This window comes from Streptomyces sp. B21-083 (assembly GCF_036898825.1).
GTDB lineage: Bacteria > Actinomycetota > Actinomycetes > Streptomycetales > Streptomycetaceae > Streptomyces.
Genome location: NZ_JARUND010000001.1, coordinates 1,829,093 through 1,843,138, shown reverse-complemented (window position 1 = coordinate 1,843,138; position 14,046 = coordinate 1,829,093). Strand labels below are relative to the sequence as shown.

General features: G+C 70.6%; 15 protein-coding genes. 6 read left to right on the top strand and 9 right to left on the bottom strand.

Annotated elements, in window-relative coordinates:
- Positions 1–6: 6 nt before the first annotated feature.
- Positions 7–1,227, bottom strand: a complete 1,221-nt coding sequence (locus QA861_RS08110; protein WP_334587526.1) for a metallophosphoesterase — start codon at positions 1,225–1,227, stop codon at positions 7–9.
- 106 nt (positions 1,228–1,333) lie between these two features.
- Between QA861_RS08110 and QA861_RS08105 the strand changes: the two genes are divergently transcribed.
- Positions 1,334–1,696, top strand: coding sequence for a hypothetical protein (locus QA861_RS08105; RefSeq protein ID WP_334587525.1), 363 nt, complete (start codon positions 1,334–1,336; stop codon positions 1,694–1,696).
- A 12-nt stretch (positions 1,697–1,708) separates the two neighbouring features.
- Here the strand turns inward: QA861_RS08105 and QA861_RS08100 are convergent, their stop codons facing one another.
- Positions 1,709–2,941, bottom strand: coding sequence for a hypothetical protein (locus tag QA861_RS08100; RefSeq protein WP_334587524.1), 1,233 nt, complete (start codon positions 2,939–2,941; stop codon positions 1,709–1,711).
- Positions 2,938–3,666, bottom strand: coding sequence for a hypothetical protein (locus tag QA861_RS08095; RefSeq protein WP_334587523.1), 729 nt, complete (start codon positions 3,664–3,666; stop codon positions 2,938–2,940). The genes QA861_RS08100 and QA861_RS08095 overlap by 4 nt, the downstream gene beginning before the upstream one ends.
- 550 nt (positions 3,667–4,216) lie before the next feature.
- Between QA861_RS08095 and QA861_RS08090 the strand changes: the two genes are divergently transcribed.
- The 3 genes from QA861_RS08090 (at position 4,217) to QA861_RS08080 (ending at position 6,878) form a co-directional block, all read left to right on the top strand.
- Positions 4,217–5,032 (top strand): class I SAM-dependent methyltransferase, encoded by an 816-nt coding sequence (locus QA861_RS08090; RefSeq protein WP_334587522.1) that lies wholly within the window; start codon positions 4,217–4,219, stop codon positions 5,030–5,032.
- A 443-nt stretch (positions 5,033–5,475) separates the two neighbouring features.
- On the top strand, positions 5,476–6,321 hold the full coding sequence (locus QA861_RS08085; RefSeq protein WP_334587521.1) for a ferritin-like domain-containing protein: 846 nt from the start codon (positions 5,476–5,478) through the stop codon (positions 6,319–6,321).
- Positions 6,318–6,878 (top strand): hypothetical protein, encoded by a 561-nt coding sequence (locus QA861_RS08080; protein WP_334587520.1) that lies wholly within the window; start codon positions 6,318–6,320, stop codon positions 6,876–6,878. Before QA861_RS08085 ends, QA861_RS08080 begins: the two co-directional genes overlap by 4 nt.
- Before the next feature lie 87 nt (positions 6,879–6,965).
- Here the strand turns inward: QA861_RS08080 and QA861_RS08075 are convergent, their stop codons facing one another.
- The 4 genes from QA861_RS08075 to QA861_RS08060 form a co-directional block, all read right to left on the bottom strand.
- Positions 6,966–9,077 (bottom strand): SpoIIE family protein phosphatase, encoded by a 2,112-nt coding sequence (locus QA861_RS08075; protein WP_334587519.1) that lies wholly within the window; start codon positions 9,075–9,077, stop codon positions 6,966–6,968.
- A gap of 212 nt (positions 9,078–9,289) precedes the next feature.
- Positions 9,290–9,517, bottom strand: a complete 228-nt coding sequence (locus QA861_RS08070; protein ID WP_334587518.1) for a hypothetical protein — start codon at positions 9,515–9,517, stop codon at positions 9,290–9,292.
- A gap of 30 nt (positions 9,518–9,547) precedes the next feature.
- Positions 9,548–9,814 (bottom strand): hypothetical protein, encoded by a 267-nt coding sequence (locus tag QA861_RS08065; RefSeq protein WP_334587517.1) that lies wholly within the window; start codon positions 9,812–9,814, stop codon positions 9,548–9,550.
- Positions 9,811–10,116, bottom strand: a complete 306-nt coding sequence (locus QA861_RS08060) for a hypothetical protein (protein WP_334587516.1) — start codon at positions 10,114–10,116, stop codon at positions 9,811–9,813. The genes QA861_RS08065 and QA861_RS08060 overlap by 4 nt, the downstream gene beginning before the upstream one ends.
- Before the next feature lie 236 nt (positions 10,117–10,352).
- On the opposite strand from QA861_RS08060, the gene QA861_RS08055 reads away from it, so the two are divergent.
- Together QA861_RS08055 and QA861_RS08050 are read left to right on the top strand one after the other, a co-directional pair.
- Positions 10,353–11,267: a HipA family kinase gene (locus QA861_RS08055; RefSeq protein ID WP_334587515.1), complete on the top strand. Its 915-nt coding sequence runs from the start codon at positions 10,353–10,355 to the stop codon at positions 11,265–11,267.
- Positions 11,264–11,569: an Rdx family protein gene (locus QA861_RS08050; protein ID WP_334587514.1), complete on the top strand. Its 306-nt coding sequence runs from the start codon at positions 11,264–11,266 to the stop codon at positions 11,567–11,569. The genes QA861_RS08055 and QA861_RS08050 overlap by 4 nt, the downstream gene beginning before the upstream one ends.
- 46 nt (positions 11,570–11,615) lie before the next feature.
- Here the strand turns inward: QA861_RS08050 and aceB are convergent, their stop codons facing one another.
- Both aceB and QA861_RS08040 read right to left on the bottom strand, forming a co-directional pair.
- Entirely contained in the window at positions 11,616–13,247 is a 1,632-nt protein-coding gene (gene aceB, locus QA861_RS08045) for a malate synthase A (protein ID WP_334587513.1), read from the bottom strand.
- 131 nt (positions 13,248–13,378) lie between these two features.
- Positions 13,379–13,978 carry a nucleotidyltransferase family protein gene (locus QA861_RS08040; protein WP_334587512.1) on the bottom strand — a complete coding sequence of 200 codons (600 nt, stop codon included), beginning with the start codon at positions 13,976–13,978 and terminating at the stop codon, positions 13,379–13,381.
- Positions 13,979–14,046 lie beyond the last annotated feature (68 nt).

Here is a 14,046-nt window from a genome sequence, read left to right as displayed (position 1 = left end):
CCCGCGCTACGGCGTGGGGGGCCGCTGTGGGGAGCGGAGTACGAGCAGGGTGATCTCGCTGGGGGCGAAGACGCGGAAGGGCGGGCCCCAGAAGCCGGTGCCGCGGCTGGTGTAGAGGAGGGTGCGGGGGCCGTGGTGGCTGAGGCCGGCGAGGGCGGGCTGGTCGAGGCGGACGAGGTGGTGGAAGGGCCAGATCTGGCCGCCGTGGGTGTGGCCGGAGAGCTGGAGGTCGATGCCGGCGGCTGCCGCCCGGTCGATGAACTTGGGCTGGTGGGCGAGGAGCAGGACGGGTAGGTCGGGGTCGGCGCCGTTCAGTGCTCCGGCGAGGTGGGCGCGGTGGCCTGCGAGGCCGGAGGATTCGGCGGTGACGTCGTCCACGCCGGCGACCACGAGGGTGTCGCCTCCGCGTTCGAGCAGCAGATGGCGGTTGCGCAGCGGCTCCCAGCCCAGCTCATGCATCAGGTCGACCCAGCCCTGGGCCTCGCTGTAGTACTCGTGGTTGCCGGTGACGTAGACCCGGGCCCGGGTGGCTCGCACGGTGCCGAGTGGGACGGCCTGGGCGCGGCGGCGTTCTGCCGTGCCGTCCGCGATGTCGCCGGTGTGGCAGACCAGGTCGGCCTCCAGGGTGTTCACCGTCTCGCACACCCGTGCCGACCAGCGGGCGCGGTCGAGCGGGCCGTAGTGGGTGTCGGTGATGAGGACGACCCGGGTGCCGTCCAACCCGGCTCCCAGGCGCGGGAGTCGCACGTCGAGGCGGCGTACCCGCGGTACCCGGCGGGCCTCGGCGTACCCCCAGGTGAGCAGCATCGTGGCTGTGCCGAGGACGGCCCAGGTGACGATCCGGGCCCGGTCCTGACTCTCACCGACGCCGGCCACGGCCAGGGCGAGCCGCAAGGGGACGCCGAGCAGAATGGACCAGGTGAACAGAACCCAGCTGGTGCCCAGCAGGGTGTCTCCGACGATCGCTGCCCGGTCCTCCTGGCGTCGGCCGTGGCCGCGCGCCATCGCGAGCGGCATACCGATCAGGCCGAGGGCGAACAGGGCGGTGCCGGCGAGCGTGACAGGGAGCGTCCAGTGCTGGCCGGTGTGCAGCAGCAGCCAGCAGGGCACGGTCCACAGCAGGACGGGGGCGATCAGGGGGAGGTAGCGCATCAGGCGGTGCAGGCGGCTCTGCTGAGTCGTGTGCGCCGCACTGTCGGCGGATCGGGTTTCGCTGGTGTCGGTCACGCTTCCCCTCCTTGAGTAACCAGGCTACGGTCGCGCGCACTGTATCCGGCCGTCCCGAGCCGGTCGGACGGGGTACTCACGGTGGGCGGCCGCACACGGTGATCCGGTGGCCACCGCTGCCGCCGGCCACCGGATGGAGAAGGACGCCAAGGACCGGGCCATCCTGGACGCCGAGCCGCACCACCCGGACGGCGCCCCCGAGCGGCCGGTGACGGACGTACCGCTTCAGGACCTGGTCCTCGACCAGCTACCGGTGCGGCTTCCGGACAGCACCATGACCAGCGGCTCGAACTCCTCATCCATCTGTCGGTGGCGCACGACCCGGAGTGCGCGGACGTCCCGCTGCGCGGTGGCCCAGCGGCAAGCGGCACTTCATCGGAGACTTCGGCCTGCGCCGACTGCTGGTCCTCGACGAGGCCGGCGCTGCGCCGAAGTCCGCAGTGAGCTTCTTCGAGCCGGTCACCCGTGAGGTGACGGTCGGTCACGTTCCTGTGGACGGGCGGCTGAGTCGGCCTCGGGCGGCGCGCCGGACCAGGCTCACGACGAGGGTGGTCAGGGCAGCCGCTGCGGGGGCGGTGAGGAGGGCCTGGTCGATGCCGGGTGAGTACAGGAAGTGGGCGAGTATCAGGGACTCCTTTGCGGCGAGTCCGTGCGTGCTGTTGCGATAGAGCGCGATCGCGGCTGCCAGGACGGCGCCGTAGAGGGCGCTCCCGGCGAGATACGTGGCCCAGGTGCGCAGGAATATCAGGGGCAGTGGGCTGTGGCGGGCGCGCAGGCCGGGGAGGGTGCGCAGCAGGTAGGCGAGGGTCACCGCGACGCAGAAACAGGCCAGGTAGGCGTAGAGGCGGATCAGGGGGAAGACGCTCCAGATCGCGGTCGCAGCCGCGTCGCCGCGGTCCGGCAGGCCGGCGAGGGCGATGTAGGCGATACCAGTGGTGCAGGTGGACGGGAAGTGGGCGCCGACGCACCAGGCCGTGGCCGGGAGGCGAACCGCGTCCAGCGCCGACTGCGAGTCGAAGAGCGTGATCAGGAGACAGCACAGCAGCCCGGCCGCCATGGCCGTGCCGATCCTGCGCGCCAGCGTGGGAGCGGGACCCCGGAGCTGGGCCGCGGCATAACGCAGCAGTCGGCGGCGGGACATGTTCGGCGTGCCCGGCCCCCGGGCGGCCAGGGCGCCCGCCACCGCCGCGGTGAGACCGCCGGCCAGCCCCAGCAGCAGGGCGTGCTGGGTCCCGGCACGGCCCTGCTGGATGATCTGCGTGAGGGCCTCGCCACCGGTGGTGTAGGCGGTGAGCCGGGGGATTCCCATCAGCAGCAGCGCGATCAGGTGGGCCATCGGCGCCAGCGTGGGCAGGACCCACACACTCAGCAGGGGAGCCGTGCGCGAGGTGCCCAGCCTGCGCAGGAACAGAGCGGAACCCAGGCAGAGTTGAGCCAGGAACAGTGCCAGCCACAGCGCCTCCTGGGCCACCGCCCCCAGACCCGTCTCCGCTCGCTCCAGCCACACCGGCGAGACGGTGATCAGCCGCAGCGCGTCGACGGCGCCGTCTGGATGGCCGCCTCCGCCGTACTGGGCTGCCCAGTCGGTCTGCACGGGCAGGGTTCCGCAGACGTGGACGAGGACGACCGCCGCACAGGCCGGCAGCAGGAGACGGCGTATGCGGGGTGCGGCAGCGGCGGTGGTCCGGGACGCGGTGGGCGCCGAGGCGGTCACCGGGGTTCCGCCGTCACACGGAAGTCGCCGCTGTGGTCGCCGACCGTGGTCCGGTGCTGCTTCTCGCCGTCCCACCAGGTGAGCATCGCCCGCCAGGAGCAGTCGTAGCGGTCGGTGAGGCCGACGACATAGAACGTGTAGTAGTCCTGGGTGGGCAGGGTGGCGGGGAGGTCCAGCGGTTGGCCGTAGTGCAGCGCGGCGGTTCTGGCCTCCCGCTGCCGGGGGCTGGCCTTCAGGGTGTCGAGCGACACGGTGCGGCCGACGGCGATCGCGTCCAGGTTCACGGCCACGGCGCCGGGCGGCGCGTCGCCACCGGCACCGCAGCCGCCCGGAGGCACCATCTTCACACCGCGTACCGGGGCGGCGCGGCGGGTGACCGTGAACGACACGTCCTGAAGCCGAACCGGGCGATCGCCCGCTCCGAACAGGGTGATTTTGGCGACCGCCCGGTCCAGGCGCACGATTTGGCCCTCACGGATCCAGCTGACGAGCTGGTCCTCGTCGGCCGTCTGGAGACGTGGTTCGAGTTCTCTGCTCCCGTCGCTGACCATCCAGCTGTAGTTGCAGACGTCGTTCACCGGAGTGATCTGCAGGGACAGGTTGTCGCCCTGTGAGATGGCGTGCACCAGCTGCACGGCGAGGGGAACGGCGAGGCCGACGAGGCTGATCAGCACTCCCGCGAACGCGATCTTGTTCTCGGTGCTGAGGGTACGCAGCCGTCGCAACAGGGACGGGCGAGGCGGCGGTCCTCCCGGCTCGGGCTCCGGCTCGGGCTCGGGCTCCGGCTCGGGCGGTCGAGGCTCCGGCGACGCGGGCTGTGCCGGATCCGGATCCGCTCCCGGATCCGGTGCGGGTTCCGGTGTTGTTCTCGTCTCGCCGTCCATCGTCCGTTCCCCCGAAGAGCCGACGGTATCCGGGCTCAGTGTAGACGCCAAGCAGCTGTGACAGGCGTTGAGTTGGACAGGCACACAACATCCCCATCAATGAGCTCCTTCAATGTTGCCGCTCCAGGGTGGTGCGCTGCGGCGAGCAGCTGTGGGATCACAGGTCGGCGGGGTGTTTCGCCGGACCGCGCTCGTCCACGGCGTCTGTCACGACGCGATCAACACCTTCGACGAGGCCATGAAGGGGCTGAAGACGAACGGTCACACTGCGACCCCGGGTCGACCAGTGCCCGTCAGAGAACGTCTGCCCTGCCGCCTTGTCGGGTGGGTCCAGCTCCAGGGTGCATGGCGGCGCGGCAAGGAAGAGGATTCCTGACGCGGCGCTACCGTCATGAGGGTGACAGGAACCAATGCGGACCGGCGATGGTCCGAATCCATGCCGGCGGCCTATGAGCAGTACCTCGTGCCGGTGGTCTTCCGGCCGTTCGCCGAGGATCTGACCGCCCGGGCGGTGGCACTCCAGCCGCGGCGAATCCTCGAACTCGCTGCGGGGACCGGCGTGTTGACAGCGGACCTGCTCGCAGCGGCACCCACGGCCGAGGTGACGGCCACCGACCTGAACGAGGCGATGGTCACTTTCGGGTCGACCCGGGCTCCGGGCGCGGTGTGGCGGCAGGCCGACGCGCAGCAACTGCCGTTCCCAGACGGAGCCTTCGACCTGGTGGTCTGCCAGTTCGGTGTGATGTTCTTCCCCAACCGCATCGATGCCTTCACCGAGATCCACCGGGTGCTGGCCCCGGGCGGCCGATTCCTGTTCAACACCTGGGGCCCGCTCGGGACGCACGCCTTCGAAGTCGCGCTGCAGGCTGGGCTGGAGCGGGCCTTTCCGGTCGACCCGCCACGGTTCTTTCAGATGGTTCCGCACGGCTATGCCGACCCCGCTGTCGTGGCCGCTGATCTGGCGGCCGCCGGGTTCGCAGTCGAGGACGAGCAGGAGCTGACGCTTCAGGGCCGGGCCGCGTCGACCGCCGACCTTGCCACCGGGTACCTCACCGGGACACCGGTGAGCGCGGCCGTTGAGGAGCGCGGCGGCGGACCGGCTGCCCGGGCCACCGTCATCGAGGAGATGACGGCAAGGCTGGGCCCGGGGCCGGTCACCGCCCCGATGACGGCGTACGTCTTCCGTGCCGCTGACAGAGACCTCTGAAATCGGGGGTCCCCATCACCGCGGCCTGAACGCTGGACGCACCGGCGCAGAGGATGGGCGTGGGCCGACCTCGACGGGGCGCGTCGCACGGACGCCTGGTGCTCATCAGGCAATGTCCGAACAGGCGCGGGAGGAGATCCAGTCGTTCGGGCGCGCCGAGTGCGGTGTGTGCCGGCGCCGCGGAACAGCACATGCTTCGGCGCGGGCGCCTGCTGCTGACGCAGCGTCGACCGGCAGCATGATCCTGCATGTCCCTGGACTCGCCCGGCGTCGCGCCGTTTGCCTCTCAACGGCTTACGCCGTACCAGGCGGAGGTTCGCCTGATAGCGCGAAAGCGGTTCAGGCGGCGGTTCAATCACGGCTTTCGTTCCGGAGCTGTGCCACGGTGCCACTCAGGTCGCGGACACGGGTCCGGGCCAGTCGACTGGAACGGAGGGGCGGACATGCCTCACGTGAGTCCTGGCCGTACGAAGCCGCGTGACGGCGCTACGGCCGATCTCAGTGCCAGGTGGGTGGACATCAAGGATCGTCGGGGGCTGCAAAAGGCTCTGCAGACGGCGCTGGTACTGGAGCACGCCACGATCCCGCCCTACTTGTACGCGCTGTTCTCCCTTCGGCCGGACCGTAACCGGGAGGTCGCCGGCATCATCCGCAGCGTGGTGATGCAGGAGATGCTGCACATGGCGCTGGTGGCCAACATCCTCAACGCGATCGGTGCCACCCCGCAGATCGCACATCCCGGCACCGTCCCGCGGTATCCGGGGCCGCTGCCGGGAGGGGTGATGCCCGATCTGACCGTCTCGCTGCGACGCTGCTCCGTGGAGCACGTGCGGGAGGTCTTCATGGCCATCGAGACGCCTCATGTCCCGCTGAATCCGGCCGGCCGCCGGGCCCTGGCCGACCTGGAAGCCCACGACATCATCCTCACCGAGCAGGGCGAGATCCGGGACTGCCCGGACGAAGTCCTGCACGCGCCGCGGAAGTTCTTCCAGGAGGCCGTTTACGACGACGGCACCCTGGGCTGGTTCTACCAGCAGATCGCCGCTGCCATCATCGGCCTCGACACCCGCGAGGCCCTGTTCACCGGGGACCCCGCCCGTCAGGTCACCTGGCCCGATGCACCCGGTCGGCTCTACCGGGTGACCGACGCGCATACTGCGCTCTGGGCCGTCCTGGAGATCATCCGCCAAGGAGAGGGCTCCCCCACCGATCCGACCACAGGACCGTTGCCTCGCACGTCCGGTACCGGTCCGCAGTCCGCACCCGCCCCGGAGGGTACCCGCCGATGAACCCGGAGATCAGCCGTCGTACGGCGCTCGAAGGTGCCGCCGCGTTCGCCGTGCCCGCGGTGGCCACCAGTGCCCCGACAGCCCACGCGGCAGACGGCCACAGGCTCGCCCCCGCTGCCGACAACGGCACGCCGGGCGGGGTTCCGGCAGCCGCACCGTCCGAGGAACTGGCGCACTACTACCGGTTTCAGGAGATCGTCGAGGGGCGCCGCATGGTCTACCGCAGCGGCCAATGGCGCTTCGAGGGCTCCCCGGTCGAGTTGGACCCCAAGGGGATCTACCCGATGATCGACGACCCGGACACCAGCCGCCTGCCCGAAGGATCACCCCAACGGAAAGCCGCGGAAGCCTGCGACCAGACGTACACCACGATGCTCGTTGTGCTGCAGAGCGTCTTCGACGGCCACCCCGGCGAACTCAGACGCGCCGCCGAGCTGATGACCCAACTGGAGAAGCAGGCGCACCAGTTGGCAGAGATGCCGCGCACCGCAGGAGGCCGCACGGTACTCGGCCCGGCATTCCGCTTCATCGCGACGGGCCGCGCCGTCGGCTCCTGACCGGCGCATCCGGCAACGCCCAGACCGGTTCGGATGTCAGGGATATGGCCAGGGCGCCGACGGTGTGGCCCGCGTTGCCCGGGTTGGTCAGGCTGCTCCTCGGCCCGGTGTGAAGGGGCGTGCGCGGGCGATCAGTAGCGCGACGTCGTCGTGGATGTCGGGGTGCCGGAGTTCGTGAAGGAGCCGGTCGCAGGTTTCTTCCAGCGAGGAGTCGGGTGTCTCGAGCAGGCGGAGGAGGGTGCGGAGGCGTTCGTCGATGGGGTGGTGGCGGGTTTCGACCAGTCCGTCGGTGTACAGGACCAGCTGGTCGCCAGGGCCGAAGGGGACCGTGGTGGTTTCGAAGGGGATGCCGCCAACGCCGAGGGGGGTGCCGGTGGGCAGGTCGAGCAGATGGGGTTGCTTGCCGCGGCGGATGAGGACGGGGGGCAGATGGCCTGCGTTGGCGATGCGGCACGTGGCGTCGTGCGGGTCGTAGGCGGCGTAGAGGCAGGTGGCGATGTACTGCTCCAGCCCGGAAGTGATCGCGTCGAGGTGCTCGAGGACCTGGGCGGGGTCGAGGTCGAGGCGGGCGAAGGCGGTGGTGGCGGTGCGCAGGCGGCCCATGGTGGCCGCGGCGTCGATGCCGCTGCCCATGACATCGCCCACGACCAGTGCTGTCTTGTCGCCGCCGAGGGGAAGGACGTCGTACCAGTCGCCGCCGATTTCGTAGGCGGCCTGGGCGGGCAGGTAGCGGGAGGCGACAGCAAGGCCGGGCCGGTGGGGCGGGTGCTCGGGGAGCAGACTGCGCTGCAGGGTCTCGGCGGCGTTGCGCACGCTCTGGTGCGTACGGGCGTTGTCGATGCACACCGCGGCGCGGAAGGCCAGCTCGGCTGCGATGGCGAGGTCGTCCTCGTCGAAGGGCCGTGGGTCGCGGGCGCGGGCCAGACCCATGAAGCCGAGGACGGTGCCGCGGGCGGTGAGCGGGACGGCCAGGTAGGAGTGCACTCCGGCGCGGGCCAGCAGGGTGGCGGCGTGCTCGTCGCGGGCGATGCGCGTCAGGTCGTTGCCGTCGGCGTGGCGGATCAGGAGGGGACGGCCGGTGCGCACGCACTCGGGGGCCAGGCGGTCGCTGTCGTAGGCGGCGATGTGCCCGGGCGGGGTGGCGGCGCGGACGGCGTCGGTGGGATAGGCGGCCTTGACCGCGAGGGCGCGGAAGAGCGTGGTCCCGTCGCGGGAGGCGGGACGGTGTTCGTCGAGTACGGAGTCGAGGACGTCGACGGTGACCAGGTCGGCGAAGTCGGGGACGGTGACCTCGGCCAGCTCCTGGGCGGTCTGGTCGACCTCCAGGCTGGTGCCGATACGGGCGGAACCGTTGGCGATCAGGGCGAGGCGCCGTCGCGTCTCGGTGGCCGCCATCGCCGCCTGGTACCGCTCGGTGACCTCCACCACGAGGTCGGCCACCCCCAGAATGTGGCCATGGGGGTCCTCCAGCCGGTACAACGAGATCGACCAGGCGTGTTTGTGCTCAAGGTCTGCTGGGGTGCGGCCGACGATGGTGGCCTGGTCGACCAGCGGGATCCCGGTGGTGAGAACCTGCCGCATCGCGGCCTCGGCCACCTCGAACTTCGAGTCCTTCATGATGTCGCGGTAGTGGCGGCCGAGGTGGTCCTTCGCGGGGATGCCGTGCATGCGCTCCAGGGCCGGGTTGACGGCCACGTACTTCAGGTCGGTATCGAGGATGGCGATCCCGATGGGGGACTGGGAGATCAGACGGGTGGACAGGGCGACGTCCCGCTCCAGCTCGCGCAGCATGGCGGAGTCGGTGCCGAGCCCGAGTGCGTAGAAGTCGCCGCGGTCGTCCAGCAGCCGCATGTTGCGCAGCTCCACCGGCCGGGTGCTGCCGTCCTTGCACCGGATGGGGAACGTGCCGGCCCAGCTCCGGCCGCTCTCCATCACCTCGGCGAATGTCCTGATCACCCAGTCGACGCGGTCTTCGTGGACGAGGAGCCGGGCAGCGTACCGCCCGAGCGCTTCGTGCGCGGTGTAGCCGAACAGGGCCTCGGCCTGCGGGCTCCACAGGACGATCCGGCCTTCGGCGTCCAGCAGCACCGCCGCGACAGCGAGAAGGTCCATCAGGCCGCTCGGCTGCGACGGCTCGCCCTCCGGACGGGTGCTCTCTGCCCGGTCGGGGTCCGCTGGAGGCCATTCGGCTTCGCTCATCGCGGCACTCCTTCCACCGACCGGCGGGGCCATCCGCCGGCCTGGAGCGCGGCCTGTCCGCGTCCGCAGGCGCTTGGAGTTCCATGGTCCCCCGGACCACCGGACAACACACCCCCGTCAGCACGCGAAGCCGAGACTGGGGGGCCGGGTGGCATGGCAGAGGCTGTGCGATCCGAGGCGGCTGGTGTCGCCGTCGCCGTCGCGGGCGCAGATCAAGCGGTCGGCCGGGCGGCGGCCTGGATGACGGCGTGTTCGAGTCGCCCGTGTGTGAGCCGCGGGAGAGCCGCCGGCGGCGGCGTCGAGCAGTTCGCCGGCGGCGGGTCGGTAGAGCCCCGCGATGGGGCGGCCGGGGTCGCTTCAGGGTTTCGGCGGCCGAGCGGGCCGCCGAAGGCGCCGTGCGCCATCTCGGTGACGGTGTCGTCGTGCGCGTCCAGCAGCATGATGTCCTCGTCAGCTGGTCCTGGCGTTGCTCAGCCGCGCCGGACGGAGAACAGGCGCGCCGCCACAGCCAGCACCAGCCCGGCCGCGACGAGGTACAGGCCAAGACGTTCTTCGGGCACTGCCGGTGACCACACCCGCCAGGCCGACGGGGTGTAGCTGTCGGCCGCCAGGAAGGCTCCGTAGTACCTGGGGGGCGCGCTGGTCTGCCCGCGCATCCACAGCAGGGCGCCTATGGCGGCGCAGGTCGCGGATACCGCATACAGGGCCGTGCCGTAGCGCGGGGCCGGTCTGGTCACGGGCTCTCCCTCTTCGTCGTTGTTGTCGTGGTGTGCGGATTCTCCCTGCCAGGGCCAGTCACGTCCGCGCCGGGGGCACCGTTGCGAGTGCCCGTGCGCACCGCTCTCCTGCCCGCACACCCCTCGCGGGCGAGACGGTCCGACTGGACCGAGGCCCCCGGCCCCGCGCACACCGCGTACGGCGGTGCCGGACGGCTGGGGCTGCCCCGGTGGTACCCGGGGACCACCAGCAGGTTCTCCGGTTCGTCGGACAGCTCTCTTTTGCTCACCACGCGGTTCGGCAACGCCGTGGCGGTGAACACGTGGAACACCTTCACCGGAACACCTACACCTGGAAGCCGGCACGTGGGAGGCGGCGCCGAAGGACGGCTTCCACGTGCTGCGTCACACCTGTGCCTCGATCATGCTGAGGGCGCGGGAGTCCGTGGTGACGCCGGCGCCATGGCTCGGGCACTCCTTCTCAGCTGTCACGCCTGGTTACTATGCTCACTTCATGCCGGAGGAAATGTAAGGAGAACGACTTGTTGGGCCTTGGAGGATGCTGAGAGAGGTCGACGCGACCCGCTACGTCGAGCCCCTGCGCTCCGGCGGCTCCGTGCCCGGAGTCGTCGAGGCCGACGACCTCGGCACCTACGTCGTGAAGTTCACCGGCTCCGCGCAGGGCCGCAAGGCACTGGTCGCCGAGGTGGTCGTCGGGGAACTGGCACGCGCCCTGGGGCTGCGCTTCCCCGAGCTGGTCCTCGTCCACTTCGACCCGGCCATCGGCGCTCACGAGCCCCACCAGGAGGTCCAGGACCTGCTGCGGGCCAGCGCCGGCCTCAACCTCGGTATGGACTACCTGCCGGGCGCGAAGGACTTCACCCCGGAGACTGCGGCCTCGTTCGACGTGGATCCACTGGAGGCGGGCCGGATCGTCTGGCTGGACGCCCTCACCGTCAACGTGGACCGTACGACGCACAGTTCCAACCTGATGGTCTGGCCCACCTTCGGCATCGCACCGCCGCGGCTGTGGCTGATCGACCACGGCGCCGCCCTCGTCTTCCACCACCGGTGGGACCTGTCGGCGCCGGAGAAGGCCTACGACTTCCGCCGTCACGCCCTCGGCCGCCATGCCCCGGACACCCGCGCCGCCGACGCCGAACTGGCGCCCCGCGTGACGGAGAAGCTGCTGCGCGAGGTGCTGGCCGAGGTACCGGACGCCTGGCTGGAGATCGAGGCGGGCTTCGCGACCCCCGGCGAGGTCCGGGACGCCTATGTGTCGTACCTCCACGCGCGCGTGCGGGCGTCCGCGTCCTGGCTGCCCACCGACTTCCCCGGCCGCGAGGAACTGGCCGCCGAAGACGCCCGACGCGCGGCCAAGACACAGCGGGACCGGCCGGCCTGGCTCAAGCAGGTCCCCGACCTGCACGGCAAACCGGCGGCGGAACAGGACTGGTCGGTGCATCTCGGATGACGGACACACAGACGGTGGAGGGCGGGACCGGCGCCGTGCACCGCGTGGAGATCGAGTACTGCACCCAGTGCCGGTGGCTGCCCCGCGCCGCCTGGCTCGCGCAGGAACTCCTCACGACCTTCGAGACCGAGCTGACGGAACTGTCCCTGAAACCCGGCACCGGAGGCGTCTTCGTCGTCCGCGTGAACGGCGAGGTGGTCTGGGACCGGCGCGAGCAGGGCTTCCCCGAACCGACGGCGGTGAAGCGGCTCGTACGCGACCGAGTGGCCCCGGACAAGTCCCTGGGCCACTCGGAGAAATGAGCAACTTCCGTGCTCTGACCAGCCGTTGACCTAACCCGGCGTTGACCTAGCCCTTGAGCTGCTCGTACGCAGGCAGAGTCAGGAAGTCCGCGTAGTCGTCGTCGAGGGCGACGGTCAGCAGCAGGTCGTGGGCCCGCTGCCAGTTGCCGGCCGTGAAGGCTTCCTCGCCGATCTCGGCGCGGATGCTCGCGAGTTCCCCGGCGGCGATCTCGCGGGCCAGCTCCGGGGTGGCCTTCACCGTTTCTCCCGCGTGCTCGAACTCGACGCCCGCGTTGATCCACTGCCAGATCTGCGAGCGGGAGATCTCGGCGGTGGCCGCGTCCTCCATGAGGTTGAAGATGGCGACCGCGCCGAGGCCGCGCAGCCACGCCTCGATGTAACGGATGCCGACCTGCACGGCGTTGACGAGTCCGTCGTACGTCGGCTCGGCCTTGAGAGAGTCGACGGCGATCAGGTCGGCGGCCTCGACCTGGACGTCCTCGCGCAGGCGGTCCTTCTGGTTCGGCCGGTCGCCGAGGACCGCGTCGAAGGAGGCCATGGCGATCGGGACCAGGTCGGGGTGGGCGACCCAGGAGCCGTCGAAACCGTCGCCGGCCTCCCGGTCCTTGTCGGCCTTGACCTTCTCGAAGGCCACCTTGTTGACCTCTTCGTCACGCCGGGACGGGATGAACGCCGCCATGCCGCCGATCGCGTGCGCCCCGCGCTTGTGGCAGGTGCGGACGAGGAGTTCGGTGTAGGCGCGCATGAACGGGGCTGTCATCGTCACGGCGTTGCGGTCGGGGAGGACGAACTTGGCGCCGCCGTCACGGAAGTTCTTGACGATGGAGAAGAGGTAGTCCCAGCGGCCCGCGTTCAACCCCGAGGCGTGGTCGCGGAGTTCGTAGAGGATCTCCTCCATCTCGTACGCGGCCGTGATCGTCTCGATGAGGACGGTCGCGCGGACGGTGCCCTGCGGGATGCCCACGTAGTCCTGAGCGAAGACGAACACGTCGTTCCACAGGCGGGCTTCGAGGTGCGACTCGGTCTTGGGAAGGTAGAAGTACGGGCCCTTGCCGAGGTCGATCAGCCGCTGCGCGTTGTGGAAGAAGTACAGGCCGAAGTCGACGAGGGCGCCGGGCACCTGCTCCCCGTCGAGCTGGAGGTGACGCTCGTTCAGGTGCCAGCCACGGGGTCGCATGACGACGGTGGCGAGTTCGGCGTCCGCCTTGAGGGCGTACGTCTTCCCGCTCCTCGGGTCCGTGAAGTCGATGTTCCGGGTGTAGGCGTCGGCCAGGTTGACCTGACCGAGGACCACGTTCTCCCAGGTCGGCGCGGAGGCGTCCTCGAAGTCCGCGAGCCAGATCCTGGCGCCCGAGTTGAGAGCGTTGATCGTCATCTTGCGGTCGGTCGGGCCGGTGATCTCGACGCGCCGGTCGTTCAGGGCCTCCGGCGAGGGGGCGACCCGCCAGGAGTCGTCGGCGCGGATCGCGGCCGTCTCGGGGAGGAAGTCGAGGGTCGAGGTACGGGCGATCTCGGCGCGGCGCTCCGCACGGCGCGCGAGGAGCTCGTCACGCCGGGGCGTGAACCGCCGGTGCAGTTCGGCCACGAAGGCGAGCGCCGCGTCGGTGAGCACCTCCTCCTGCCGGGGCAGGGGCTCGGCGTCGACGATGGCCAGCGGGGACGGCGCTGGTGCGGACATGAGCGGTCACTTCCTTCAGCGGTTTGCTGTGAGCTGCTGGGAACGAATGTTTCTGATCAGTGGATGCTAGTTTCCTCATCGTGGAAGTTCAATCATTTGTTGACGTCGAGATTCTTGGTGGCGAGTAGCCGTCACCCCAGGCGGTCCAGGTCGGACGGGGTGTCGATGTCGTACGGCTCCGCCACGTCACCGCACTCCACGAGGGTGATCGTGTCCTCGTGCGCCCTGAGATAGTCGCGGGCGCCACGGTCACCGACCGCCGACGCCGCGACGCCCGCCCAGTGGGCGGCGCCGAACAGCACCGGATGCCCCCGCATGCCGTCGTACGAGGCCGCCACGAGGGAATCCCCGGACGTGTACGCGGCGAGCACGCGGGCCATGGCCTCCGGCCCGACGTCCGGCTGGTCCACCAGCGAGACGAGGGTCGCGCCGGCCCGGGTGCCGCGCAGCGACGCCAGCCCGGCCCGCAGCGAGGACCCCATGCCCTGCGCCCACTCCGGGTTCTCCACCAGCACGCACCCGGGCAGGACCGCCCGCTCGCGTACGTCGTCGGCCCGGGCGCCGAGGACGACATGGACCGGGGTACAGCCCGCCGCACGCAGGGCGTCGGCCGCACGTTCGACGAGAAGTTGTCCCCGGTGTTCGAGCAGTGCCTTGGGCCGCCCGCCTAGCCGTCGCCCCCCGCCCGCCGCGAGCAACAGCCCTGCCACCTGGTCCGGTTTCTCCGTCATGCCTCCTGCATACCTGACCCGGCGCCGGACCGCCGGTGTTCATGGGCTGAAATTCGGTCCATGGTGTG